22 protein-coding genes are annotated in these 24,683 nt (G+C 71.9%); 7 read left to right on the top strand and 15 right to left on the bottom strand.

Annotated elements, in window-relative coordinates:
• Positions 1-188 precede the first annotated feature (188 nt).
• The 3 genes from ACN28A_RS16710 to nagA all read left to right on the top strand — a co-directional run bounded on the left by ACN28A_RS16710 (position 189) and on the right by nagA (position 3,420).
• Positions 189-1,118, top strand: coding sequence for an SIS domain-containing protein (locus tag ACN28A_RS16710; RefSeq protein ID WP_421396308.1), 930 nt, complete (start codon positions 189-191; stop codon positions 1,116-1,118).
• Positions 1,115-2,161: an ROK family protein gene (locus tag ACN28A_RS16705; protein WP_421396306.1), complete on the top strand. Its 1,047-nt coding sequence runs from the start codon at positions 1,115-1,117 to the stop codon at positions 2,159-2,161. Before ACN28A_RS16710 ends, ACN28A_RS16705 begins: the two co-directional genes overlap by 4 nt.
• A gap of 122 nt (positions 2,162-2,283) precedes the next feature.
• Complete coding sequence (nagA, locus tag ACN28A_RS16700; RefSeq protein ID WP_421396304.1) at positions 2,284-3,420, top strand: N-acetylglucosamine-6-phosphate deacetylase; 1,137 nt, start codon at positions 2,284-2,286, stop codon at positions 3,418-3,420.
• A 126-nt stretch (positions 3,421-3,546) separates the two neighbouring features.
• On the opposite strand, the gene ACN28A_RS16695 is transcribed toward nagA, so the two are convergent.
• Together ACN28A_RS16695 and ACN28A_RS16690 are read right to left on the bottom strand one after the other, a co-directional pair.
• The gene (locus ACN28A_RS16695) at positions 3,547-5,718 is read right to left on the bottom strand and encodes a hypothetical protein (RefSeq protein ID WP_421396302.1); all 2,172 of its coding nucleotides are present in this window, start codon (positions 5,716-5,718) and stop codon (positions 3,547-3,549) included.
• On the bottom strand, positions 5,715-7,559 hold the full coding sequence (locus ACN28A_RS16690) for an HSP90 family protein (protein WP_421396300.1): 1,845 nt from the start codon (positions 7,557-7,559) through the stop codon (positions 5,715-5,717). Before ACN28A_RS16690 ends, ACN28A_RS16695 begins: the two co-directional genes overlap by 4 nt.
• A gap of 184 nt (positions 7,560-7,743) precedes the next feature.
• On the opposite strand from ACN28A_RS16690, the gene ACN28A_RS16685 reads away from it, so the two are divergent.
• A complete protein-coding gene (locus ACN28A_RS16685; protein WP_421396299.1) occupies positions 7,744-8,454 on the top strand; it encodes a type II toxin-antitoxin system RelE/ParE family toxin in 711 nt (236 codons plus the stop codon).
• 4 nt (positions 8,455-8,458) lie between these two features.
• On the opposite strand, the gene ACN28A_RS16680 is transcribed toward ACN28A_RS16685, so the two are convergent.
• The 4 genes from ACN28A_RS16680 to ACN28A_RS16665 form a co-directional block, all read right to left on the bottom strand.
• A complete protein-coding gene (locus ACN28A_RS16680) occupies positions 8,459-9,313 on the bottom strand; it encodes a DUF4253 domain-containing protein (RefSeq protein WP_421396298.1) in 855 nt (284 codons plus the stop codon).
• A 62-nt stretch (positions 9,314-9,375) separates the two neighbouring features.
• Positions 9,376-9,846, bottom strand: coding sequence for a hypothetical protein (locus ACN28A_RS16675; protein WP_421396296.1), 471 nt, complete (start codon positions 9,844-9,846; stop codon positions 9,376-9,378).
• Entirely contained in the window at positions 9,843-10,109 is a 267-nt protein-coding gene (locus tag ACN28A_RS16670) for a DivIVA domain-containing protein (RefSeq protein ID WP_421396294.1), read from the bottom strand. The genes ACN28A_RS16675 and ACN28A_RS16670 overlap by 4 nt, the downstream gene beginning before the upstream one ends.
• Positions 10,110-10,305: 196 nt before the next feature.
• Positions 10,306-10,929, bottom strand: coding sequence for a hypothetical protein (locus tag ACN28A_RS16665; RefSeq protein ID WP_421396292.1), 624 nt, complete (start codon positions 10,927-10,929; stop codon positions 10,306-10,308).
• A gap of 604 nt (positions 10,930-11,533) precedes the next feature.
• Between ACN28A_RS16665 and ACN28A_RS16660 the strand changes: the two genes are divergently transcribed.
• On the top strand, positions 11,534-11,767 hold the full coding sequence (locus tag ACN28A_RS16660) for a GntR family transcriptional regulator (protein ID WP_421396291.1): 234 nt from the start codon (positions 11,534-11,536) through the stop codon (positions 11,765-11,767).
• Between the two features lie 61 nt (positions 11,768-11,828).
• Here the strand turns inward: ACN28A_RS16660 and ACN28A_RS16655 are convergent, their stop codons facing one another.
• From ACN28A_RS16655 to ACN28A_RS16645, 3 genes are read right to left on the bottom strand one after another with little or no spacing between them, the layout of a single operon-like run.
• Positions 11,829-12,269, bottom strand: coding sequence for a hypothetical protein (locus ACN28A_RS16655; protein WP_421396289.1), 441 nt, complete (start codon positions 12,267-12,269; stop codon positions 11,829-11,831).
• Positions 12,262-12,879: a hypothetical protein gene (locus tag ACN28A_RS16650; RefSeq protein WP_421396288.1), complete on the bottom strand. Its 618-nt coding sequence runs from the start codon at positions 12,877-12,879 to the stop codon at positions 12,262-12,264. The genes ACN28A_RS16655 and ACN28A_RS16650 overlap by 8 nt, the downstream gene beginning before the upstream one ends.
• Positions 12,876-13,136, bottom strand: a complete 261-nt coding sequence (locus tag ACN28A_RS16645) for a hypothetical protein (protein WP_421396287.1) — start codon at positions 13,134-13,136, stop codon at positions 12,876-12,878. Before ACN28A_RS16645 ends, ACN28A_RS16650 begins: the two co-directional genes overlap by 4 nt.
• Before the next feature lie 446 nt (positions 13,137-13,582).
• Here ACN28A_RS16645 and ACN28A_RS16640 point away from each other — a divergent pair, with 446 nt between their 5' ends.
• Positions 13,583-14,551, top strand: a complete 969-nt coding sequence (locus ACN28A_RS16640) for a DUF3105 domain-containing protein (RefSeq protein ID WP_421396286.1) — start codon at positions 13,583-13,585, stop codon at positions 14,549-14,551.
• Here the strand turns inward: ACN28A_RS16640 and ACN28A_RS16635 are convergent.
• The 5 genes from ACN28A_RS16635 to ACN28A_RS16615 all read right to left on the bottom strand — a co-directional run bounded on the left by ACN28A_RS16635 (position 14,535) and on the right by ACN28A_RS16615 (position 21,247).
• Positions 14,535-17,888, bottom strand: a complete 3,354-nt coding sequence (locus ACN28A_RS16635; protein WP_421396284.1) for a protein kinase domain-containing protein — start codon at positions 17,886-17,888, stop codon at positions 14,535-14,537. The genes ACN28A_RS16640 and ACN28A_RS16635 overlap by 17 nt on opposite strands.
• A complete protein-coding gene (locus ACN28A_RS16630; RefSeq protein ID WP_421396283.1) occupies positions 17,889-18,539 on the bottom strand; it encodes a DUF7019 family protein in 651 nt (216 codons plus the stop codon). It lies immediately after the preceding gene.
• Between the two features lie 70 nt (positions 18,540-18,609).
• Positions 18,610-18,867, bottom strand: coding sequence for a hypothetical protein (locus tag ACN28A_RS16625; protein WP_421396282.1), 258 nt, complete (start codon positions 18,865-18,867; stop codon positions 18,610-18,612).
• A 314-nt stretch (positions 18,868-19,181) separates the two neighbouring features.
• Entirely contained in the window at positions 19,182-20,471 is a 1,290-nt protein-coding gene (locus ACN28A_RS16620; protein ID WP_421396281.1) for an APC family permease, read from the bottom strand.
• A gap of 11 nt (positions 20,472-20,482) precedes the next feature.
• Positions 20,483-21,247, bottom strand: coding sequence for a phosphatase PAP2 family protein (locus ACN28A_RS16615; RefSeq protein ID WP_421396280.1), 765 nt, complete (start codon positions 21,245-21,247; stop codon positions 20,483-20,485).
• Positions 21,248-21,344: 97 nt separating this feature from the next.
• Between ACN28A_RS16615 and ACN28A_RS16610 the strand changes: the two genes are divergently transcribed.
• Entirely contained in the window at positions 21,345-22,547 is a 1,203-nt protein-coding gene (locus tag ACN28A_RS16610) for a DUF4032 domain-containing protein (RefSeq protein WP_421396279.1), read from the top strand.
• A 44-nt stretch (positions 22,548-22,591) separates the two neighbouring features.
• On the opposite strand, the gene ACN28A_RS16605 is transcribed toward ACN28A_RS16610, so the two are convergent.
• Positions 22,592-24,574: a potassium channel family protein gene (locus ACN28A_RS16605; RefSeq protein ID WP_421396278.1), complete on the bottom strand. Its 1,983-nt coding sequence runs from the start codon at positions 24,572-24,574 to the stop codon at positions 22,592-22,594.
• Positions 24,575-24,683 lie beyond the last annotated feature (109 nt).

The raw sequence follows: 24,683 nt of genomic DNA, 5'->3' as shown, positions 1-24,683 counted from the left end.
CAATAGTGCGCGAAACACCCGGCCGCAAAACTTTGTGCTGCGCAAAGCTGCGCACGGTTGCCACCACCGTCGTGTTTCGCGCAGAATAACGCGCGAAAGATCGTCTAACCGAGCCGTATTGCGCAGGCCGGTCCGCCGTCACATGGCGCCGTCCGCCGGTGCGGCTTCCCGCCCCGCGAGGAGCTGCGATGGGCCACGTCGACGCGGAGATCAGCAGTCAACCCGAGTGCTGGCGACAGGCCGCCGCGCTGGCCGCCGACTCCACCGCCGCGCTACCCCGGCCCGGCGAGCGGATCGCCGTCGTCGGCTGCGGCACCTCCTGGTTCATGGCGATGGCGTACGCGGTGCTGCGCGAGCGCGCCGGGCACGGCGAGACCGACGCCTTCCAGGCCTCCGAGTTCCCGCTCGACCGCCGCTACGACCGGGTGCTGGCGATCACCCGCTCCGGCACCACCACCGAGGTGCTGGACGTGCTCGCCGCGCTGCGCGGTCGCCGGCCGAGCACCGTACTGGTCGGCGACCCCGCCTCGCCAGCCGTCGACCTCGCCGAACAGGCCGTGCCGATGCCCTTCGCCGACGAGCGCTCGGTGGTGCAGACCCGGTTCGCCACCAGCGCCCTGGCCCTGCTCCGGGCCCACCTCGGCACCGGGATCTCCGCACTGGCCGCCGACGCCGAGGTGGCGGTACGCGCCCCGCTGCCGTTCGACCCCGCCCGGGTCGAGCAGATCACCTTCCTCGGCCGGGGCTGGACGGTCGGGATCGCCCACGAGGCGGCGCTGAAGTGCCGCGAGGCGGCGACCGCCTGGGCCGAGGCGTACCCGGCGATGGACTACCGGCACGGCCCGATCTCGATCGCCGGCCCGGGACGGGTGGTCTGGGCGTTCGGCGAGATCCCGGACGGGCTGGCCGAGGACATCGCCGCCACCGGGGCCGCTTTCGTGCACAGCCGGACCCACGGCGTGCACGCGGTGATCGGCGGCTGGGCGGCCGGGCGTACCCCGCTGGACCCGATGGCCGACCTGATCCTGGCGCAGCGCTTCGCGGTCGCCCTGGCCAAGGGACGCGGCCTCGACCCGGACGCGCCCCGGCACCTCAGCCGTTCCGTGGTACTGGCGTGACAGGTGCCGCCGGGCCGAGCCAGCCGACCGCCGAAGGCGCCCCGAGCGCCGGCAGCGGCCGGAGCAGCAGCGGCCGGAGCAGCAGCGGCCGGAGCAGCAGCGGCCGGGGCGGGCAGGTCGTCGTCGCCCTCGACGTCGGCGGTACCGGGATGAAGTGCGCCCTCGTCCGCCCCGACGGGCGGGTCACGCACACCGAACGACACCCCACCGGGGCCGAGCGCGGCCCGACGGCGGTGGTCGGCAGCATCCTCGACGTGGCCGAGGGACTCGCCGGCAAGGCGCGGGCCGACGGGCTGACCCCGGTCGCGGCCGGGCTCGCCGTGCCGGGAGTTGTCGACGAGACCACCGGCCTGGCGGTCTGGTCGGCCAACCTGGGCTTCCGGGACGTACCCCTGCGGGAGCTGGTCGGAGCGCGGCTCGGGCTGCCGGCGGCGCTCGGCCACGACGTGCGGGCCGGTGGGCTCGCCGAGGCGCGGCTCGGTGCCGGGCGCGGCACCCGGCACGTGCTCTTCCTCGCCATCGGCACCGGCATCGCCGCCGCGCACGTGGTCGACGGCGCGGCCTTCCCGGGCGCGCACGGCGCCGCCGGCGAATTGGGCCACGTCGTCGTACGCCCCGACGGGCCGCGCTGCGGCTGCGGACGGCTCGGCTGCCTGGAGGCGGTCGCCTCGGCCGCCGCCGTCGGCCGGCGTTACACGGCACTGGCCGGTGTCCCGGTCACCGCCGCCGAGGTGGTCACCCGGGCGGCCGGCGGTGAGGAGGCCGCCGCGCGGGTGTGGCGGGAGACGATCGACGCCCTGGCCGACGGGCTGGCCATCGCGCAGGCGCTCTACGACACCGAGGCCGTCGTACTCGGCGGCGGGCTGGCCGAGGCCGGCGCGGAGCTGCTCGACCCGCTCGGGGTGGCGCTGCGGCAGCGGCTGACCTTCCAGACCGAGCCCCGGCTGCTGCGCGCGGCCCTCGGCGACGAGGCCGGCTCGCTCGGCGCCGCCCTGCTCGCCCTGGACACCCTGGACACCCTGGACACTCCCGACGGCTCGTGAGGGGCGACGGCGGGATCGCCGGGTAGCCGCGGCGGGTAATGCGACACGACCGGGCCCGACGACGTCGTCGGTCGGTTCGGTCTGATATGTCATGGCGACGACGAGCGCACCGAGGAGACGACATGACCGCCCGGATCAGTGGCAAAGTGGTAACCCCGACCGGCGTGATCCGCCAGGGGTGTGTGGAACTGGACGGCGACCGGATCTCGGCGGTCGCCGAGTACCCGTCGATCCGGGACGGGCACTGGATCGTGCCCGGCTTCGTCGACATACACAGCCACGGCGGCGGCGGGCACACCTTCACCACCGGAGACGCCGACGAGGCGCGGGCCGCCGCCACCTTCCACCTGGGACACGGCACCACCAGCATGCTGGCCAGCCTGGTCAGCTCACCCCCCGAGCTGATGCGGGACGCCACCGAGGCGTACGCCCCGCTGGTCAAGGAGGGCGTGCTGGTTGGCGTGCACTACGAGGGGCCGTACCTGTCCGGGGTGCGCTGCGGGGCACAGAACCCGAAGTTCCTCCGCGATCCGTCGCTGGACGAGCTGACCGAACTGCTCGCCCTCGGCGACGGTACGGTCCGGATGGTCACCCTCGCCCCCGAACTGCCCGGTGCGCTGGCCGCGATCGAACTGCTCGTCTCCCGGCGGGTCGTCGCCGCGATCGGGCACACCGACGCCAGCTACGAACAGGTCGGCGCCGGGGTGATCGCCGGGGCGACGGTGGCGACCCACCTCTTCAACGGCATGCCCAGCCCGCACCACCGGGAGCCGGGGCCGGTCTTCGCGCTGCTCGGCTCCCCCAACGTGGTCTGCGAACTGGTCGCCGACGGCGTACACCTGCACGAGGGCACCCTGGCGTTCGCCGCCGGGGTCGCCGGGCCGGACCGGGCCGCCCTGATCACCGACGCGATGGCGGCGGCCGGGATGCCGGACGGCGAGTACGAGCTGGGCGGTCAGCCGGTCGTGGTGGCCGACGGTACGGTCCGGCTGGCCACCTCGGACTCCTCGCCGACCTCTTCCCCCGGCGCGATCGCCGGGAGCGTGCTGACCATGGACGTGGCGCTGCGCGCGGCGGTGTCGGCCGGCATCCCGATTGTGGACGCCTGCCGGATGGCGTCGACCACCCCGGCCCGGGCGATCGGGCTCGGCGAACGGCGGATCGGTGCCCTGCTGCCCGGCTGGCGCGCCGACCTGGTGGTGCTGGACGACGACCTGAACGTCGTCCAGGTGATGCGCGGCGGCGAGTGGATGGACTGACGTCCACCCCGGCGTCTCGGTCAGGGAGCGGACGTCTCGGTCAGGGAGCGGACGTCTCGGTCCCGTCCGCGCCCGGGCAGGTGCGAGGATCGGCAGCGCACCTGCCCTTCCCGGGGTTCGTGACCGTCACTCGTCGTCGTAGTCCAGGTCCTCCTCGTCGAGGTTGTGCTCGGTCATCACCTTGGCGGCCTCGTCCTGCCTGTCCTGAGCCCGAAGTGCCTTGACCAGCAGGATCGGCCCGGTCCACGCGTCGGGCTCGGCGCCGATCGCCGCCCTCGCGTCGGCCTCCGCCTCGGCCGGCCGCCCGACGTGCAACAGCAGCCGGGCCCGGCTGCTGCGGATCGCCGCCGCCTGCTCCTGATCCGGTACGTCGCCGAGCAGCGCTACCGCCTGATCCAGCCGCGCCATCGCCTCGTCGAGCCGGTCAGCACCGGCCAGCACCTTTGCCGCCGCCTGCTGGAGAGCGACAAGATCTTCCGGCGACGTATCGGGGGCCGCCGGGAGCAGCCCGTCGGTCTGCCCCGCCGCGAGCAGCCCGTCGACCCGGGCCAGCACGGTCAGGCCGCGTTCGTTGGGTGGTTGGCTCGACAGCCGGAGAAGTGCCTTGCGCAGCGTACGGAACTCTGCCGCGACCGGATCTCCGTCCCCGGCCTGCTCTCCGTCCCCGGCCTCCTTCCCGTTCCCGGGGTCCGGCAGTCCGCCGACTCCGCTCGCCGCCGTCGAGGTTGAAGACGCCCGCCTGGCCGCCCGGAGCCGGTGCCGGTCGGCCGCCTCGATCAACCAGCCGATCGCCTCGGAAGCCGGGGCCCGGTCAGCCGCCCCCTCCAGCAGCACCTCGACCGGCGGCACCTCCGCCGGCAGCCGCTCGGCGGCCACCAGCGCGGCGATCTGCTCGGCCGCCTCGGCACGGTGCTGGTAGATCCGGCCAGAATAGAGCTGCCAGAGCACGTATCGACAGCTCAGCACCAGATCCGTCAGCCCGGCCCCGGACAGCGACCGCAGCGCCTCCTCGGCCGCCTCCACCGCGTCCTGCCAGTCGCCGCCCCCCTCGTGCAGCGTCCGGGCGACCTCGAACCGGGTCCGGGCCGCTCCGGGCTCGTCACCGGCGGCGAGTTCTCCGGCGAGCCGCTCCAGCAGCCGGTCGAGCGTCTTCCGCAGCGGACTGCCCTGGTCGGCCGCTGCCCGGCCGGCGAGCACCGTCAGCGGTAGCCGGTCGACGACCGGCTCCGCCACCATCCGCGCCTCGACCCGGCCGCTCTGGTGCGTGTTGCCGTTCCTCGCGTCGAACCGGGCGGCCAGTTCCCGCGCGTGCGCGACGAGCTCGTCGTGCAGCCGGGCCACGCTCGTCTCCTCGCGCCGGCCGCCGTCGAAGCGGCGCCGCACGACCAGGTCGCCGTGTCCGGCCGCCCGCAGCCGACCGAGCACCTGTGCCGCCGCCGAGGCGAACTCCATCGCCGCGTACGGCGACGACGGCCGCTCCAGCCACCCCAGATGCCGCTCGACGATCTCCAGCCCGTGGGTCTCGTTGCCGGTGAGGCCGCAGAAGTGCAGGTAGCGGCCGATGTTGTCGAGATGGTGCCGGTCGTTGCGGACCAGCGCGTAGCCGCGCCGGAACGCGTCGACCGCGTCGTCGAGCCGGCCGGTGTGCAGCATCGCCGGCAGCAGCTCGGCGAGCATCCACTGTGGCTGCTCGGTGCACCCGCCCCGCTTGTACGGCTCGCCGACCGTGATCGCCTCCTCGTACCGGCCGAGCGAGACCAGGTGGCGAACCTGACCGGAGGGTACGCAGGCATGGCAGTCGGAGAGGCCGTCCCGGGGCGCGGTGAGCAGCCGGTCGTACCACTCCTGGGCGGTGCCGAAGTCGCCGACGTGGTGCGCCACCAGCCACCGGTGCTGATAGACGGCGTGCAGGCTGTGCCCGCCCAGCAGGTAGCGGCGCTCCATGTCGTCGAGTACCGCCGCGGTGCGCTCCAGCGGGATCTCCGGAAACTGTGGCAGGGACCAGACGACCCACTTGAAGTTCCAGAGCAGTGAGTGGGCGTCGTGCGAGTGGGCCACCTCCGGCTGCTTGTCGAAGGTGGCCAGGCACCAGGAGAAGGCGAGGAAGAGCCGGGTCGGGTCGCCGCCGTGGTGGAAGCCGCTCATGGAGTTCATCCGGGCCCGGAAGGCGAACTCGACGTTTCCTGCGGCGTCGGCGTGCCGGAAGACCGTGTCCAGCGCGGCGAACCGGGCCGGACCGTCCGGCAGGCTCCACGCCTGGGCGAGCATCTCCTCCAGGTCGTGCTCCGAGGCGGTCACCGGTCCTCCTCCGACGGCTCCGACTTCGGCTCTGCCCCCGACTTCGACGCCTCGGTGCCGGCGGCCATCGCCCTGCCGAGCAGTCCGAGGAAGGACTGGTTGAGCGCGGCGGTGTCGACCGGGCGCAGCGGCTGATGACCGAGGAGCAGCGCCTGGACGTACAGACCTTCGACAGCCAGTACCGTCAACTGCTCGTCACCGACGCCGATCGCCTGCCGGACCAGCGGGTTGCGGTGGTTGAGGACGAGCCGGGGCCGGTCGTCGTGCCCGGCGGTGAGCGACCCGAGGATCGCCGTCCACGTCTCGTCGGCCTCCTGCTGCCGCTGCCGCAGGTCCATCTGCAGGGCGGTGTCCCCGTCGAGCAGATAGAGCGCCGGCAGGCTGATCGGGTCGAAGGCGTTCACCTGCACCTCGACGCCGAACCGGTCCAGGGTGCGCTGCGCGGTGGCCAGGAACGGGCGTACGGTCAGCGCGGTCGCCGGGTCGAGTGGCTCCAGCTCGGCGGCCAGGTCGGTCGAGTTGAGCGCCTCGACCTGGATCGCCGGGTCGAGGTCGGGCAGCCGGGCCACCAGCTCGGCCTCGTAGACGTAGCCGGCGTTCACCACCGGGATCGACTGGGCGGCGGCGACCGAGGCGATCTGCCGGAACTCGTCCACCGAGGGGGTGTAGCGCACGGCACCGAACCGGTCCCGGAACTCGGCAAGGGTCAGGCGGCCCTGGTTGGTGTCGAACGGCCACCACTGGTCGACCAGGCGCAGCATCTCGTCGTCGTGCACCGCCAGCGCCTTGACCCCGAGATGGTGGATCCGGAGGAACTCGGCGAGCTGCTGCGACCCGCTCCGGCCGAGCTGGGTCAGCCAGCCGCGCAACCGGTCGCCCAGGGCCTCGCGCACCTGCTCCAGCAACGAGTCCTCGTAGAGCGCCTCCCGGCTGGCGGTCGGCCGCAGCTCGCTGGTGTCGACAACGCAGCGGACGAAGAACGCCCACTCCGGCAGCAGCCCCTCGATGCTCTCCGACAGCAGCATCCGCTTGAGATAGACCCGGTGCGCGACCCGGGTCGCCGGGTTCGCCGGGGCCGGCAGCACGAACGCGACACCCCGCAGGCCCGCCTCCGGCACCGCCAGGTCGACGGTGGCGAACGGCGTGAACCCGAAAACCTCCTGGGCGTACGTCGCCAGCCGGCTCCGCCGGGCGAGCCCGCTCTCCGCCGGATCGGTCTCCCAGGGTGCCGGCCCGGCGGTGACCGGCAGGTCGTCGACGCGTACCGGGATCGGCAGCAGCGAGCCGTAGAGCGCGGCGAGCCGGTGCACGGTCTCGGCTTCCAGCCAGTGCTCCATGTCCCGCCGGGGCGCCAGGGTGACGGTGGTGCCCGGCTCGGGGCGCTGCCGGTCGGCGGGCGCCAGCTCGACCTCGTAGCGCCCGTCGGCGTAACCGGTCCACTCCACGGTCGGGGCGTCGCCCTGCCGGGTCCAGACCCGGATCTCGTCGGCGACCAGGAAGCAGGAGAGCAGGCCGATGCCGAACTGGCCGAGGAACTCCTGCCGGGCGAAGCCGAAGTCGTCCCGCTTGGAGCTGCGGCCGATGGTGGCGAGCAGCTCGTGCACCTGCTCCTCGGTCAGCCCGATCCCGGAGTCGTGGATCCGCAGCGTTCCGTCGCCGGTCGAGGTGGGCGACTCGATCCGGACCTCGCCCCGGGCATCCGGCTCACCGATCCGCCGGGCGGCGATCGCGTCCACCGCGTTCTGCATCAGCTCCCGGACGTAGACCTGTGGACTGGCATAGAGATGATGGCTGAGCAGATCGACAATGCCCCGCAGGTCGACATGGAACGTGTATCCCACCCGAGCACTCCTCCCCCGTTCGCGCGCCAAGGCGAGTGCACAGTACCGTCCCGCTCCGACCGACGACACCCGGTTGTCGGGACAGGCATCCGGGGCCACCGCGCGACCCCACTGGCATGGCGTGCCGAGACAGTTGTCGTCCCACCTGAGCGCGAGCGGGTATAGATCGGGCTATAGTTTGCTGGTGCCACCCGAGCCGACCCGCCGTTGGACGATCAAGGTGACAACCGACGTCCGCGAGTGGCTCCGTACCCTGCGTCAGTCGGACGCGGACGCGTACCGGTCTGTCAACGTCGCCATCGACATGCTTGCCGAAGTCGGGCCCGGGCTCGGTCGTCCACTTGTCGACACGCTGCGGGACTCGAACATCAGCAACCTGAAGGAGTTGCGGCCGAGGTCGGGCCGCGACGTCGCAATCCGGGTCATCTTCGTCTTCGACCCCTGGTCCCAGGCGGTGCTGCTGGTTGGTGGCAACAAGGCCGGCAACTGGTCGCGATGGTACGAAGCGATGATCCCGATAGCGGAAAATCGCGTACGAGAACTGGTTGGCTTCCGAGAGAAAACGGAGGGAGGAGGAATCGTGAGCGAGTTCCACGATTGGGAGGAAGTCCGCGCGGAGCTGCACGATGGTGACGACGACGCGCTCGCCGTGGAACATGCCCGCACCGAGGCGTGGAGCAACGCTTTCCACCTGGCTGAGGAACGCAAGCGGCTGGGCCTCACCCAACGTCAGGTTGCCGAACTGATGGGCGTGACGCCCGGTCGTGTCAGCCAGATCGAGAACGGCGACCTGGACGTCAACGAGGTTGCCACGCTGAGCCGTTACGCTCGTGCGCTCGGTGCACGGATGCGGATCATCTTCGACTACGGCAACGACCTACGCCAGATCGCATGAGGTGTCAGTCCCACCAGAAGCTCCAGATCGGGGCGTTCATCAGCCGCTCGGCGTAGGCGGTGAGCGTGTGCGCGCGCCCTGCTTGCCAGACGTTGTCCGGGCAGAACGCGAAGTGCTCCGCCGCCACCCGGGTGGCCTCCGCACGATCTGACGGTAGGGCGGCCACGCTCAGATACAGCTCGGCGAATCCGACCCCGATCAGCCGAGCACCGAACCGGTCCTCCCAGGATCGCAACACAGCCGACAGCTCTGCGGTGTCGTTGACGTAGTTGACCGCGCCCTGCCATCCCGCCACGGTCAGCGCGTCGCTGCCGCGGTCAGCCGCGACCAGACCGAGGCGCAGTCCAGGCTTGTCCCGCAGCATCTCCGCCGCGCTGTGGTCCGCGTGTTCGTCCGGATCTACCCGGCACCGCATCGCACCGGCAAGGCCCGGCCACTCCTGCCCGTACGGCGCCGTGACGGCGATCCGCTCGGCTGCGGACAGTTGATCATCCTCGTCGTCCGTGCTCGTGTGAGACGCCCACCAGGCGGCGAGCAGTTCTCCAGGATCATGCTCGGCCGGAGAAGACATGGCCTCGGGCCACAACTCGCCGTCGTCCCAGGGCCGGCGGGCATCCCGCTGATAGCTGTCCAGCAGCAGCGGCCACAGTCCGCACTCCGAATGCCCGGACCGTAGTGACGGCCAAAGCCCGGGCGCTGCCGGGCCGTCACTGAGCCACAACGCGGGATGCTCGTCGGCGCCCTCATCCCCGGCTACGGCTCGTCCCGGCGGAAGAGGCACAGGCAGAGTCCGGCAGCCCGGATCAAAGTCGCGAAACAACCTCCGTAGCTCAACAGGAGGCTCCGCCGACTGCGACACCCGACGAACTTAGCGCAAGGCACTCCAGCGTTCTGGGTGAAGGTTGCGCGGGTTCGGCACTGCTAATCCGCTGCCCACCGGGTCGCGAGCACGTCGACCTCGGCCAGGAAACCGGCCAACTCGTCGTCGGAGAGTGGCCGGAGAAGTTTCCAGAGCAGCAGCATCTCGGCCTCGATCACGGCGTCGGGGTCGAGGCCGTCCAGGTCGTCGGGGTTGCTGATCGTGGCGGCTCCGATGAGCCGTTCGGCGGTTCTCGGGTCGACGTCGAAGCTTGTGTCGGCCATTTCGGCTCGGGCGTCGGCGACGTACCAGATGATTTCCACCCGGTCCGGGAACGCACGCGGACGCAGCCGGACGGCGAGGAAGAACGCGGCGCCGACCACCAGCCCCAGATCCGCCCAGCCGGTCTCGTCCAGTTGCGCGCACCGCTCGCGGTATGCCTCCGCGTCGCCCCTGACCAGTTCCCGGATCAGTTCGAGATAGCCGGTCCACCGGCTGGCCAGGGCGGGCGCGTCGAGGTCGGCGCCGCTCACCAGTGTCCCCGGTTCGGCGTGGGTCGGTGCGGGTCGACGGACCAGCAGCGGGCGTGCCGGGTCTGCCACAGCCGCAGCGCCTGCCGGAAGCGTTCCGCCTCGGTGCGGGCCATATTCTCGGCCTGCCGCAGGTGCTCCAGTTCGTCGGCGAGGCGGCGGAGGTAGGCGTACACCTCTTCGGGGTCGAGGCCGCGCCACCGCGAACCGAAGGTGGCGGCACGGACCTGGGGTGGCTCGATGTGCCGCCGGGCTCGATAGATCATCGCGGCCTCCGGCCCGCTGTCGTCGCGCTGGGCTGTCGCTGCATGTCGGTCCTCCGGGAGGGGTGGCGGCGGGCGGCGCCGAGGCGGACGGGGTCGGTCGCCGGCTGTCCGGACAGCCGGCGACCGGAGCCCGGCATCCGCCCCGGGCCCTTTCCCGCTTCCGGCCGCCATGCCCCCACGGCGCCCGGAAGAGGCTCTAGGTGGTCGCGCCGGTGAGCCGATCCGTGTACGAGGCGAGCGCGCCGGCCGCCTCGGTCAGGCTGGCCGTCATCAGGCCGAGCTGGTCGGCGGCCTGCGACCACTGCTCGGTCACGGTGTCGGTGGAACAGTCCGGGTCGCCCGCGTCCCGGAGCCGCTGCCCGGCCCCGCGCAGCCGGTCGGGCAGCCCGGCGATCCGCTCGGCCGCCTCGGCGAACTGGGTCTGCGAGATGTTGAGGGTGCCGGCGACCTGCCCGATGCTCGTCACGTCATCCCGGCCGAAGCGCTCGTGCACCCGGCGGATGCCGCTGCCGACCAACTGCTCCGCGTGGTGGGCCAGGTCGAGCGCGTCCTCGGTGCAGCGGCGGGCCTGCCGCAGCTCCGGATGGGCCGAGCCGGCACCGGTCCGTTCGAGCAGCGCGGCAGCCGCAGCGACCGTCAGGCAGGCGTCCCGCAGCTCGCCCGCCACCTGCTCCGCCGCCCACGCCGCACTCGCCTCCGGCGTGTCCACCGGCACGTCCTGGGCGGGGACTTTGACTGGTGTTTCGGCTGGTGTGTCCTCGGTGGGGGCCGCCTCCGGGGGCGGTGTGGCGGAGGTCGACTCCAAGTCAGCGCTGAACATCGAAACCTTCCTTTCGGCCAGTTGAAGCGCCTACGGTCACGGTCATCCGACTGATGGGCGCACACGAGATCCGGATGCGGCTGGGTGGGATCAGCCGTCAGCGGGTCTACGCCAGCACGTCCACCGGACGTTTCCGGCATCGATCGCCGAACTGCAACAGGGCAAGGTGTGGCGCGCATCCGACGTCGAGGAGTGGACCGCGAAACATCGCCCGGAGCTGGCCGGCGAAGGCGGCGACGAGCACTGACGCAAGCGCCACCCACCGCCGATGAGTCAGGAGTAGCCGTACGTCAGGGCTCCGGCCCCGTCATGCGTGTCTCCCTTCCGATCTCAGTGTCGTGCAGGGGTGTCGGGGTGACCGGAACCACCGGCCCAGGTTCGGGTCACTGCCCGATGGCCGCCTGCCACCCCGACACGTTCCGGGCAAGGCCACCCGGGGAGCGGAACACCAGGCCGCCGAGCGAGGAGTGCCGCACGCTGAGTCACGCTACAGCGACACATCAACGAAGTCAATGAAGGCAATGAGGTCAATGAGGCTGTGGGCCTTGTTGTGCATGGCCTGCGTGTCGTGGTCAACTAGGGGTGCCGAGCGAGGAGTACCACCATGACCATCAGGACACCCGACTATCTGCGGATCGTGAACGGCATCACCGAACAGATCCGCAGCGGTGAGTTGGCACCCGGCGACAAGCTGCCGACCTACGGCCAGCTCGCCGAGCACTACAAGGTCGGCCTGTCGACTGCCCAGGCGGCGTTGCGCGTACTCCGCGAACGCGGCTTCATAGAGAGCCACCCGGGCAAGGGCACCTACGTGGCAGAAAATCCGCCACAAGCGTAGATCGGGCCGCTACTCGATCCCGCCCAGGCTCAAGGGTGCCGACGAACGAGCACCGTTGCAGCTACTCCTCTTCAGCCCACTGCGCTGAGAGCGAGTCGACCTCGGCCAGGAACCTCGACAGCTCATCTGCCGACAGCGGCCTGAGCAGCTTCCAGAGCAGCAACATCTCGGACTCGATGATGAGGTTGGGATCGACGCCGTCCAGCTCGTCGGTATCACCTGTTGTCGTCGCCGCGAGGAGCTTCTCGGCCACCGCAGGATCAAGGTCAAAGCTGGTGTCTGCCATCTCGGCACGGGTGTCCGCGACGTACCGGATGATGGCTGCGTTGTCCTGGAAGGTCACCCGACGCTGGCGGGCAGCGAGGAAGAAGGCGGCACCCACGACGATTCCAAGTTCGTCCCAGCCCTTCTCGTCCAGTTCCGCGCAGCGTTCGCGGTATGCCTCCGCATCGCCGTTGACCAGCTCTCGTATGAGTTCGAGGTAGGCCGTCCGATCAGTCACGCTTTGGTTCCTTCCTCTTCCTTCGCAAGCTTGCAGACTTCAGGGCGACTGCCACCACCGCAGCAGCCGTTACAACGAGGGCTTCAGCCGCATCGCCCGGCGTCCCTGCCGTCGTCGGATTCCTCGGCGTCGGCGGCAACTGTTGGGTGGTCGACGCGGTGCCCGACGGCTTCGACTCCGCCAGGAAGTCAACCAGCTTCTTGCCCGCCTCCCCAGCCGACTCCGCCTTCTGCGCGACCCTCCTGCTGAACCCACGGAGGCCGCGTTCAACCCTCTCAGCCTCACTGACAAGCCGCTCGCCCGAGGGACCCGCATCGGTGGCCTGATCCTTCGAGATGGCCGAGCCGGGAGCGATCACGTTGGCATAGGCGGCTAGGTGACCGGCGGCCTCTGCCAGGAGACGGGCCGCCTTTCCGGACTTGGCTGCCGCCTCACTGCTGGCTGTCACTGCCGTCCGGATCAGCCGATGATCGCTGCCCTGTCCCACCTCGGCGAAAAGGTCGCGGGCCTGTCCCGTCTCAGTCTGTCCGCGTCCAGCAGTGACAACCGCGCGGTCCAGGCGCTCGACCACTGCCTTCAGTTGAGCGACGACCTCGCCGACGCTGGTCATCCAAGCGTCTCCCGGTACTCGTCGGCGGCTTCGACACTGATGTCGATGCGCCGGACGACCAGATCCAACTCATCGGTAGCCGACTTCAGACACGCCAACGCTCTCGTAGCCTCGGGGTGCTCGCTGTCGTACAGAGTGGTTTGAGCGAGCCGAGCGGCGTCCCCGGTATCGGTTGCGATGCCCTCGATGATCGTTCTAGCTACACCGGCCGACTCGACGCCCTGCTGAAGCCGTGCTTTCGCCTCTCCGACACTCACAGCGCCTCGATCACAGTCGCCCGACCTCGGTCGATCCAAGTTAGCGGAAAGGTGGGCACGCGAGCCCTATCGGACGACCAGCCCTTCCGAGAGCCCGCGCCGCCGACGCATGTTTCCTCCTCAGTCAGGTCCACCATGTCTCCGCCGAGATTGATCTCCCACGACCCGCGCTCCGGGCCGGCCGGCAGCACATACCTGTGCTGTGGTGCAAGGCTGAGAACCACTGGAACGACGACAAGGGCATTGAGGTCCTTCCCGACGTCACGGTTGCCGCCGACCCTACCGAAACAGCCACGCCGCGTCAGCCCGCAGGCGACGGATGGTGACCGGGCAGTTTCCCGCACCACAAGGGCGGTCGGTGCCGACGCTCACCCCCGACGAACTCCTTGCGGGCGCACAGCCCGATAGGATCGGCCTTCCCGCACCCCCCTCGGAGGCGAGGCACGATGAGCAATCCCGAGCAGCCCTCAGCCGAGCAGCCGCCGGCTTCCCCGCCGGGCCCGCTGCCTCCGACGTACGCCCCGCCGACCGCTCCGCTGCCGGCGCCCGGCCAGGCTCCGGCGGCACCGGGCTATCCACCGGCCGGACCACCACCGGGCTACGGCACCCCGCCGGTACCGCAACAGGGTTACGGCCAGCCCCAACCCGGATACGGCCAGCCAGCCCAACCCGGATACGGCCAGCCCCAGCCCGGGTACGGCGAGCCCCAGCCCGGATACGCCCAGCCGCCCGGCCAACCGGCTGTGCCGCCGCACGGCCAGCCGCACGTGCCGCCGCCCGGTTACGGGCAGCAGCCGGGGTACCCGTACCAGCCGGGTCAGCCGGTGCCGCCCGCCCCGAAGTCGGGACCACGCACCGGACTGATCATCGGGATCGTGGCCGGCGGGGTGGCGCTGCTGCTGCTCCTGGTCTGCGGCGTGGCCGGGTTCTTCTGGTACCAGCAGCGGGACAGCGGCGGGGACCTCTCCGCCGTGATCAACTATCGGGAGACGAATCCGGGGGCGCTCTCGACGGACCACGTGCAGGAGCCGGTCAGTTATCCGATGACCCCGCCGGCCGGCGGACCGCACTTCCAGCGCTGGCAGAACTGCAACGGCGATGTCTACACCGCACCCGTCGTGGACGGCAACGCCGTGCACAGCCTGGAGCACGGCGCGGTGTGGATCACCTTCCGGCCGGGCCTGCCGCCGTCCGAGGTGGGCAAGCTGAGCACCCGGGTACGCGGGTTGTCGCACATGATGATGAGCCCGTACCCGGGACAGTCGGCGCCGATCTCGCTCCAGGCCTGGGGCTACCAGCTCACCGTCGACGACGCCGATGACGACGCGATCGGCGCGTTCATCTCGGCCTACCGGGTGACCGCCGCGATCGAGCCGGGGGCGCCGTGCGGCGGCGGGATCACCACCACCCGCTAGCCTGGGCGCGGACCTGGTAGTCCCAGTCCAGTTCCCAGCACTGGATGTGGAAGTGCCCGAGGACTGCCAGGAAGGCACTGCCGTCGGCGGACATCTCGACCGCGTTGACGTCCTGGTCGCACTCGACCTCGGTGACGAGTTCACCGGTCCGCAGGTGCCACAGGCGGATCAGGCGCTGGGACGCGGTCAGCAACAGGTCGCCGTCGGCGGTCAGTGCCAGGGACACCACGCCGTCGTCGGCCACCTTCGCCACGGTCGCGGGCGCCCCCGCCACGGACAACACGACATTCCCGCCGTTGCCGAACTGGTGCCGCGCGGCGACCACCACCCGGCCGTCGGCGCTGACCACGACGGGTCCCCCGCCAGTCGTCTCGAACCCGCCGTCGGGGCGGCTGCGCCGCATGCGGACGAGTTCCCCGGCGGGCAGGAGCGCCTGGCGCACAGTGGTCAGGTCGCGGGCGTCGAGGACCCACACCCGCCCGTCGTCCCTGACCCGGACAGCGGTGTCCCCGGACAGCACCACCCGCTCGTCCGGCTGCGCCGACCACCCGCACACCCGCTGCCCGGTCAACCGGTTGCGCAGGACGCTGATGCCAGCCCGGCGCACGAACTCGAAGTTGGGGTTCTCCACGACGAGCGCCGGGGTCCCGCTGACGTCGCGCACGACCACGCCGACCCGGCGAGCCGTCCTGAGATCCCACAGCACCTCGGCGTGCTCGGAGTCCGTCACGAGCACATGCCGGTCGTCGGCGCAAGCGGTCGCGCGCTCGAACCGCAGCTCGTGCTGGTCCGGGCTGTCCACCTCCGCACCGGTACGCAGGTCGAGAACGCGCACACCCCGGCCGTGGTGATCCGCGAAGGCATAGCGCAGATTCCGGGTGACCGCCCACCCACCGCGCAGGGCGTCGTCGAAGCGGCGGGTGGGCCAGACGCCCGCGAAGGCGGTCCGCTCGCTGACCGCGCCCAGCCGCCGCCAGAGCACGCGAAGTCGGGGGTGCCTGCGGTAGGCGGGCATCCGGCGCACGATGTCCAGCTGCTGCCAGGCGTCGACGAGGCGGCCGGTCTCGAGGAGGTCGCCGGCCAGATCGAGATTCTCCTCGGCGACCAGCGCGTCCCCGGCGATCCGGTCGGTGGGCTGTGGGCGGGCGTAACTCCACGGGGCGGCCGGCCCCGGCTCGGGGATGTGGACGACACTCGTGGTGCGGGTCGGGGAGCCGGTGCCGAGTTCGACGAGCACGACCTGGCCGTTGGCGCTCAGGGCGACGTGCATCGGGTTGCGGGATTCGACCGCCGTGGTGAACGCGCACCGGCGCTGGTCGAGGCGCCACGCCTGGACAGTGCGGCCGAAGGCGTTCACCGCGGTTCGGCCGTCCTCGCCGACCGCCAGCCAGCTGAACCCGTCGTTCCAGAACACGGCGTCGCCGAGGTCCGTGACCTCAAAGGTCGTGAGGTCCAGCAGACGCATCTTCTTGCCCTGGGTGGCGGACAGGGCGAACCGGGCGGCGGAGCTGATCGCGCAGTGCTGCCGCAGGTCGCCGACCGCCCACAACAGTTCACGGGTGCGGAGGTCCAGCACCCGCAGCTCCCACACGTAATCGTCGAAGACGACCACCCGCGTGTTGTCGGCACTGATCGCGATCGCGCCGCCGCGCCCCCCGCCGTACTGCACGTACTGCGCGCCGTACTCGGCGAAGGCGTCGCAGATGACGTCCGTGGTGTCGCCCAGCAGCCGCAACGACCCGTCGACCCCGACGGCCGCGACCACCGTCCCGTCGGGACTCACCGCTACGGACCGCACCGCGATCGGCGGAAGATCGTGGACCCGGGTGCACCGGCCGCTCCCGGTGTCCCAGACCCGGACCTGCCCGACCTCGTCCGCTGACACGAGCACCTGGCCGTCGGCGCTCAGCGAGACCGACCGGACCGGGCCTTCGTGGCCGCGTAGCTGGTGCACCACCCGCCCGCTCTCCAGCGACCACAGGCGCAGTTCCCGGTCCCGGAACGTCACCGCGGCCAGCCGCCCGTCGGCGCTGAGGGCGAACGGGTACCGCTGGTCGAGCCAGGTCGGGCTGGGTCCCTGGGAGACGCGGCGGTCCGGCAGGGCGTCCGCCACCGCGCGGGCGGCGGCGACGTCCGGGCTGTCCGGCAGGTCGCGCAGCAACCGGGTGGCGGAATCCTTGTCCCCGCGCTCGATGTGGACCAGGGCGAGCAGGTGGTCGGCGACGGGGTCGCCCGGCTGCCCCAGACGCACCGCGTCCAACTCGGCGATCAGCTGGCGGTCCGTCCGCTGCCCCGACCGCCAGCCGCGCAGACCCCGGTTGTAGGTGGCGTGCGCGTGCCGCGGGTCGACCCGCAGGGCCTGCTCCCAAAGCTGGTCGGCCTGGTCGGCACGCCCGAGGTCCAGCAGGGAGAGCGCCCGGTTGGACAGGCCGTCGGCCAGCAGCGGAGCCTCGTCGGGACGCTGGCGCGGGTACGGCTCGAACACCGTGTCGCGGTAGATCTCCAGCAGCTCGTCGGCGATGGCGCCGAATCCCGTCGGGCGGGACGCGGGGTCCTCGGCGAGGCAGCGCCGCAGGAGGTTGCCGACGCCCGGCGGCGGTGCGGGGACGGCCGGGTTCTCGGCGCCGACCTCGAGGAACTGCGCGAGGACGCCTGCCGCCGCGTGCCCGAACACCGTCGGCGGCCTGCCCGCGAACATCTCGAACACGCTCACCGCCCACGACCACACGTCGGTCGCGGGGCCGAGGCGCTCGCCGCGGGCCTGCTCCGGCGAGCAGTACTCCAGAGTCATGCCGTTGGCCGTGACCAGCGACTCCTCCTCCCTGTCGCCGGCCACCCGGACGTGGGCGAGCCCGAAATCGGTGACCTTCGCCGCGCCGTTCCGGTCGAGCATGATGTTGGCGGGCTTGACGTCCTGGTGCACCAGGCCCTGATCGTGCGCGTGCCCGAGGCCCCAGGCGGACTGAATCGCCAGGTCGAGGACGCGGCGGAGCACCGAGTGGCCGTCGTCGCGGTAGAGGGCGCCGTCCCGGACGGCCTCGGCCAGGCTGCCGCCGTCGACCCACTCGGCGAACACCCGGGGCGTGTCGTCGATGCGGCGGACGTAGGCGCAGCTCACCACGTGTGGGTGGGCGCCGAGATTGACCCATGCCTCCGCCTCGGCCTCGAACCGCTCCGCGTCGGCCGGGGAGGCCACCAGTTCCTGGCGCGGGGTCTTGACGGCCAGTTCCATTCCCCACTGGCGGTGCCACACCCGGTACACCAGGCCCATGCCGCCGGTGCGCACGACATCACGGACCTCGTACACCCCGAGCACCACGTCGCCCGGGGACCACATCTAGTCCACCAGCGCCACGTACAGCGGGGTGCCGAGCAACACGTACCGGCCGTCGGTCGTGGGGCTGGGCCCGTGCAGCAGGCGCTTGGCGACGAACTCCAGGTTCTGCTGCGGCCCCGGCATGACCTCGTTGGCCCGGTGTACCGCCGCCAGGGCATCGCGCTCCCGCGCGTCGTCCTCCTGCCTGATCGCCTCCGCCAGCACGCCGACCTGCGGGTCGGTACGCAGCCCGGCCAGCAGCGACGGGGTCAGCGATCGGGGGATCGTGGGCTCGGCCGCGGCGGCGGCGCCCAGCACATGGCTGCTCGACCCGCCGAGACCGACCACGGTGCGCTCGGTGGTGCCACCGAAGTACACCAGGGTCGGCTCGGTGGGGAAGGGACCCCAGCGCAACGGCAGCAGGCCCCAGAAGAACTGTCCAGGCTCGTCCACGGTCCCGAGATCGCCGTGATCCTCCAGATAGCGCACCACCCGGTCCAGCTGCGCCGTGCGCTCGCCGCCGACGGGTGCCTCCGAGGCCCGCTTTCCCGACAGTACGGTCAGGTTCAGGCTCAGTTCGGTGGTGTGCTTGCGGGTAAACGCCGGGTCCATCTGCGCGAGCAGCATGTCGACCTTGCTGTCACTCACGTACAGGTAATAGCGGAACGACATGAGTGCTCCCCATACACAAGACGGCGCGGCGACTCTATCAGTGTGCAGAGCCGGTCCAGGCACGCCAGACCTACGACGGGGGACGCCGACCGCCACGCCCGACTGCCGCCCGGCGTCGCCACCACGCGCGTGCGGCCAGCGCGAGCAGCACCGCCGAGACGACGCCCGGACCACAGTGGACCAGGAGTACCCCGGCCAGGCTCGGTCCGCCCCAGTCCTGCCGGTAGGTGGCGGGGTCGGACATGTCGATCACGAACGGCTCGGCGACGGCACGGACGACCAGGTAGAGCCCGAACAGGATTCCGACGGCGCCAAGGGCCTTCTTCATGCCGCAGAGGTTAGGAGAAGAGGCCCGGCATCCGCGTCACCCGCCGGTAGCACCGCCGGCCTCGTACCAGAAGGGTACGGGTCGGCGCGGACGCCGCCGGCGACCTCTCATCGGGCGGTGATACCACGGTGTCGTCATGATGACACCGTGGTATCACGCTCGTCGGACATGTCAGCCGCCAGCCAGCCGGGCAGCCGCCAGCCCGACGGGCAGCCGGACAGTCGGGCAGCCAGCCGGGCAGCCGGTCAGCCAGCCGGGCAGCCGGACAGCCGGTCAGCCAGCCGGTGAGCCGGGCAACCGGGCAACCGACCCAGTCACGGGCCGGTCGTCGGCGGGTTCCGGGACGGCCGGGCGAACCGGCGGACGGCGTAGCCGAGCGCGCCGACGGCGAGCACGGCGAACCCGGTCAGCACACTGCCGACCGGCAGGGTGACCGCGAGCAGCAGGCAGCCGACCAGCCCGACGGCGGCCACCGCCCGGACCGGCAGCCGGCGGCCCGGGTCCCGGCCCAGGGTCAGCGCGGCGGCGTTGGTGATCGCGTAATAGACCAGCACGGTGCAGCTGGAGAAGCCGATCGCGCCCCGGATGTCGCCGAGCGCCACCACCAGCACCACCACCCCGGCAACGGCGAGCTCGGCGCGGTGCGGCACCCGGTACTCCGGATGCACGGCGGCCAGCCCACCCGGCAGGTCACGGCGGCGGGCCATCGCCAGCGTGGTCCGGCCGACCCCGGCGACCAGCGCCAGCAGCACCCCGAGCACCGCCACCGCCGCACCGGCCCGGACCAGCCAGCCCAACCCGGGCAGTCCGGAGGCGTCCACCAGCTCGGCGAGCGGCGCGGCGGAGTCCGCCAGCCGGGCCGGACCGAGCACCGAGAGCGCGACCACGGCCAGCCCCAGATAGATCACCAACACCAGCCCGAGCGCGACCGGCACCGCCCGGGGGATGGTGTGCGCCGGGTCGCGTACCTCCTCGCCGAGGGTGGCGATCCGGGCGTATCCGGCGAAGGCGAAGAAGAGCAGCCCGGCGGCGGTGAGCACACCGGCACCGGCCGGCCCGCCGACGGCGTCACCGAGGCGTACCGGCCGGAACTCGCCGCCGAAGAGGCCCACCAGGGCCACCAGGGCGAGTACCGCCAGGGTGACCGTGACCAGCCAGCGGGTGACCCGGGCCGTCTTCCGCACGCCGCGCAGGTTCACCCCGGTCACCGCCAGCACGGCGGCCACCGCGACCGGGCGGGCGTACCCGGGCCACAGGTAGGCCCCGATGGTCAGCGCCATCGCGGCACAGCTCGCGGTCTTGCCGACCACGAAGCCCCAGCCGGCGAGGAAGCCGGCGAGCGGGTTGAGGCGTTCCCGGCCGTACACGTAGGTGCCGCCGGACTCCGGGTAGCGGGCGGCGAGCCGGGCCGAACTGGTGGCGTTGCAGTAGGCGACCAGGCCGGCGACGGCCAGCGCGCCGAGCAGGCCGAACCCGCTGCCGGCGGCGGCCGCCGCCGGGGCGAAGACCACGAACACCCCGGCCCCGAGCATCGAACCCAGGCCGATGACCACCGCATCGGGTACGCCCAGCCGGCGCTCCAACTCCGGCGCGGTCCTCTCCATGACGCCGCAGCCTAGAGGTCGTCGGTGAACACTCCGCGACGGTGCAACCCACCGGGCAGGGCGGGCAGCGGCAGGTCGTCCCAGGGCACCCGGTCGAGCAGCCGGCCGAGGAAGAGCCCGAGCAACAGCCCGGCGACCGAGTCGGTGATCCAGTGCCAGCCGAGGTAGGTGGTGGTGCAGAAGACGATCACCGGCGGGGCCAGCCGGATCGCGGCGTACAGCGCGGGCGGGGCGTCGGGGCGGTCCAGGGTACGCAGCAGCGCGGCGAGCAGGATCGCGATCGCCGCGTACCAGACGACGGCGTTCGCCACGTGCCCGGACGGGTACGACAGGTCGAACTCGTCGGGCGGCAGGGTGGCGAAGATCCGCACGGACTGCTCGGGTGGCAGATCCGAACTCGGCGCAGCCCGATCAGTCCACAGCTTCACCGGACCGATGGTGAACGAAGTGAGCACGAACGCGCCGGCTCCGACCAGCAGGGGCCGGACCGACCGGGTGCGCAGCGCGACCAGCGCCCCCAGCCCGAAGGTGACCGGCATCAACACCCAGCCGCCCTGGCCGAGAAAGTTCAACACCACCGCTGTCCAGCGCGCCGGCTCGGGACGATGGTCGTTGACCCACTCCCGAACCGCCAGGTCGAGTCCGAGCAACTGCCCGGCGGCGAGCGCGGCGGTCAACGCGACCACCGCCGCGACGAGTACGCCGTCGAGCCACCAGCCGGCCGGGCGGACCGGACGCAGCCGCAACGGTCGGCGTACCGTGGTGGTTTCCCGCATTCGCACCACGCTACCGGGCCGGCCGCCCGGAGCCGGCGGTGTGTGCCCGCCCACGTGCAGCGGCGCGGCGCGCTCCGGAACGGCATGCTTGGTACCCGTGCGGATCACCTCGGCCCTCGTCGACCCGGCGTTGCTCGACCTTCCCTGGTCGACCCCGCTGGAGCAGTGGCCCGCCGACCAGTTGGTGGCGCTGCCCCAGGGAATCTCCCGGCACATCGTCCGGTTCGTCCGGCTCGCCGGCACCGTCTACGCGGTCAAGGAGACCGGTGAACGGGTGGCCGAGCGGGAGTACGACCTGCTCCGCTCGCTGGAACGGATCGACTTCCCGTCGGTGGAGGCGGTGGCGATCGTCGCCGACCGGCAGGACGAGCGCGGCGAACCCCTCGACCCGGTGTTGATCACCCGGCACCTCCAGTTCTCCCTCCCCTACCGGGCGCTCTTCTCGCACACGCTGCGCCCCGAGACGCTGAGCCGGCTGCTCGACGCGCTCGCCGCGCTGATTGTCCGGATGCACCTGACCGGCTTCTTCTGGGGCGACTGCTCGCTGTCCAACACCCTGTTCCGGCGGGACGCCGGTGCCTTCGCCGCCTACCTGGTCGACGCCGAGACCGGCGCGCTGCACTCCCGGCTCTCCAACGGGCAGCGGGACGAGGACCTGGAGATCGCCCGGGTCAACATCTTCGGCGAGGCGCTGGACCTGGAGGCCGCCGGCCTGCTGCACCCCTCGATCGACCCGGAGGTGGTCTGCGAGGAGGTGGTCCTCCGCTACCAGCGGCTCTGGCACGAGATCACCTACGAGCAGCAGGTCGAGCGGGAGGCCCGGCACGACATCGAGGGCCGGATCCGCCGGCTCAACGAACTCGGCTTCGACGTCGCCGAGGTGGCGATGTCGGTGGTGGACGGCGGGCGCTACCTGGTCCGGCCCAAGGTGGTCGACGCCGGCTACCACACCCGCCGGCTGCTCCGGCTGACCGGGCTGGACGCCGAGGAGAACCAGGCCCGGCGGCTCCTCAACGACCTGGACACCTACCGGGCGGAGAGCGACCTCACCGACGAGCAGCAGGCCGCGCACCGCTGGCTGACCGAGGTCTTCGAGCCGGTGGTCCGGGCGGTGCCGGCGCACCTGCGCAACAAACTCGAGTCGGCGGAACTCTTCGCGCAGGTCATCGAGCACCGCTGGCGGCTGTCCGAGCGGGCCGGCCGGGACGTCGGGCTGGCCCCGGCCGTGCAGTCGTTCCTCGCCGACGAACTGGTGCACCGCCCGGACGAGCAGGCCGTACTCGGCGTCGACGTCGGCTGATCCGCTACCTGCCCACTGCCTACTGCGGATCGGGGCCGCACTTCCTACTGCGGTTCCGTGCCGCGGGACGGCGACGGGTTCGGCTGGATTCGCCGGTTCGTCCGGCCCGGCTGGCTCCGGGTGGCCGCCCGGCCCGGCTGACCCGACTGCCGGGGTACCGTCCGCCGGCTCGGCCGGCTCGGATCCGACGACCAGCCCGCCGGATCGGCCGGTCGACCCGCCGGCACCCCACCCGACTCCGGAGCCGGCGGCGGTGGCGTACTCGCCTCCCGGAGCAGCCGGTTCAGGCCGGCCCGCCGGACGACGACGGTGAGCACGTCCCCGGCGCGGAGCTGCTGCTCCGGGGCCGGCGACCACTCGGAGCGCCGCTGGCCGGCACCGGTGATCGCGACCACCCGGACCCACTCCGGCTGGCCGACCACCCCGAGGCGCTGCCCAACCAGGGCCGAGCCGGGCGCGATCGGCACCTCGGCGACCAGCAGCGCGTGCCGGGCGACCGGGATCGTCGCGATCACCGCCCGGTTCAGCAGGGCCGCCGAGAACGAGGGCGCGGCCAGGTAGGAGACGCTGCGGGAGACGCCGATCCGGAAGGTCTTCTGGATCCGCTGCGCGAAGTCGCCGTCGAAGAGCCGCAGCACCACCCGCAGCTCGGGGCGGAGCGTCCGGGCGTTCAGGGCCGCCTGGAGGTTCGTCACGTCGTCGGTGGAGACCACCACCAGGGCCTGGGCGGTGCCGACCGAGGCGGCGTCCAGGGTCTCCTCCCGGGCGGCGTCGCCGATGATCAGCGGGATGTTCAGCCGGCGGGCGACCGCCGCGCCCCGGGCCTCCGGGTCCTGGTCGATCGCGACCACCTCGACGCCGAGGTCGTTGAGCTGCCACATCACCCGGGTACCGACGTTGCCCAGGCCCACCACCACGACGTGTCCGCTGCGTTCGCCGGGCAGCAGGCCGGCGTCCAGCGCCAGCCGGGCCTTGACGATCCCGTCCACCACCGCGGCGGTGATCAGCGGGATCAGCGCCAGCCCCGCCAGGTTCAGCACCACCTGGAGTACCTGCGCCGCCGCGCTCTTGTCGAGGTCCGGGTCGGCGCCGACGATAGTCGTCACCAGGGTCAGGTAGATCGCGTTGCCGAGGCTCGTGTGCTCGGCGAACGAGAGCATGGCGCCGAGGACCACCATCACCGCCAGTACCGCGATGGTGGCCATTCCGATCTTGCGGGTGGCGAACGAGCGTACCGCCCGGAGCAGGGCCGCGATCCGGTGCCGCCGCCAGTGCTGGGTACGCCGTTCACCCCGCTGCCGGCGCAGCAGCCGCCGCCGGGTGGCCTGCTCGGTGCCGACCTGGCCGTCCGCCTCGGCCAGCACCAGGTCGGCGTCGGCCGGGTCGGCCGGCAGCACCACCGGATGGTGCGGGTCGCGGGTGTCGGCCAGCCCGCAGACCACCTGCTCCGGCCGGACCTCGCTCCGGTCGGCGACGAAGAGGGTACGACCGCCGTGCCGGAAGTACGTCGGCGCCACCTCGCCGAGCGCCGCCGCGACGAACGCCGGGGCGGCCATCGAGGCGTCGGAGAGTACGGCGCTGTTCGGGAAGAGCTGCCGGATCCCGTTGCCGAGGCTCATGTTGAACATCCGCAGCACCACCCGCAGGTCCGGTTCGACCTCCTGGGCGCAGAGCGCCGCGTGGATGTTGCCGACGTCGTCCTGGTGCAGCAGCGCCAGTCCGGCCGCCCCGACCAGCCCGGCGGTCTTGAAGGTCTCCTCGTCGAGCCGGTCCGACTGGACCACCCGGATGCCCCGGACCGCGCGGATGTCCGGCCCGTCCGGGCGGCGCCGGTGCGGCACGACCACTGTCACCCGTACGGCACTGCCCTGCGGATCGTTGCCGAGCAGTTCGCTGACGAGGTGGACGGCGAGGGCGTCCTGGCCGCAGACGACGTAGTGCGGGCGGTGGTCACCGTTGGTCCGCAGGCCGTCCCGGAGCCGGGTCTCGAACGCGCGCCGGGCCCGGGTACGCCAGAGATCCGCCATGCCCGCCGATGGTAGTCACTGTGATCAGTGCACGGGAGCCACCCGAAATCGGACGAGACCGTACAATTAACGACGTGGTGAAGTGTCGCGAACCCGGTCCCGGGTAGTT

The organism is Plantactinospora sp. WMMB782, assembly GCF_049179135.1.
Classification (GTDB): Bacteria; Actinomycetota; Actinomycetes; order Mycobacteriales; family Micromonosporaceae; genus Plantactinospora.
Note: the sequence above shows the minus strand (reverse complement) of the source record. Positions and strands in the feature narration are given on the sequence as shown.

Bases quoted from the DNA above. Each gene is read 5' to 3' on its own strand.
- ACN28A_RS16605 (WP_421396278.1), bottom strand. From the start codon at position 24,574: ATGGCGGATCTCTGGCGTACCCGGGCCCGGCGCGCGTTCGAGACCCGG.
- ACN28A_RS16650 (WP_421396288.1), bottom strand. From the start codon at position 12,879: ATGACCAGCGTCGGCGAGGTCGTCGCTCAACTGAAGGCAGTGGTCGAG.
- ACN28A_RS16615 (WP_421396280.1), bottom strand. From the start codon at position 21,247: ATGCGGGAAACCACCACGGTACGCCGACCGTTGCGGCTGCGTCCGGTC.
- ACN28A_RS16625 (WP_421396282.1), bottom strand. From the start codon at position 18,867: ATGAAGAAGGCCCTTGGCGCCGTCGGAATCCTGTTCGGGCTCTACCTG.
- ACN28A_RS16660 (WP_421396291.1), top strand. From the start codon at position 11,534: ATGACCATCAGGACACCCGACTATCTGCGGATCGTGAACGGCATCACC.
- ACN28A_RS16670 (WP_421396294.1), bottom strand. From the start codon at position 10,109: ATGATCTATCGAGCCCGGCGGCACATCGAGCCACCCCAGGTCCGTGCC.
- nagA (WP_421396304.1), top strand. From the start codon at position 2,284: ATGACCGCCCGGATCAGTGGCAAAGTGGTAACCCCGACCGGCGTGATC.
- ACN28A_RS16710 (WP_421396308.1), top strand. From the start codon at position 189: ATGGGCCACGTCGACGCGGAGATCAGCAGTCAACCCGAGTGCTGGCGA.
- ACN28A_RS16635 (WP_421396284.1), bottom strand. From the start codon at position 17,888: ATGTGGTCCCCGGGCGACGTGGTGCTCGGGGTGTACGAGGTCCGTGAT.
- ACN28A_RS16640 (WP_421396286.1), top strand. From the start codon at position 13,583: ATGAGCAATCCCGAGCAGCCCTCAGCCGAGCAGCCGCCGGCTTCCCCG.
- ACN28A_RS16665 (WP_421396292.1), bottom strand. From the start codon at position 10,929: ATGTTCAGCGCTGACTTGGAGTCGACCTCCGCCACACCGCCCCCGGAG.
- ACN28A_RS16630 (WP_421396283.1), bottom strand. From the start codon at position 18,539: ATGTCGTTCCGCTATTACCTGTACGTGAGTGACAGCAAGGTCGACATG.
- ACN28A_RS16620 (WP_421396281.1), bottom strand. From the start codon at position 20,471: ATGGAGAGGACCGCGCCGGAGTTGGAGCGCCGGCTGGGCGTACCCGAT.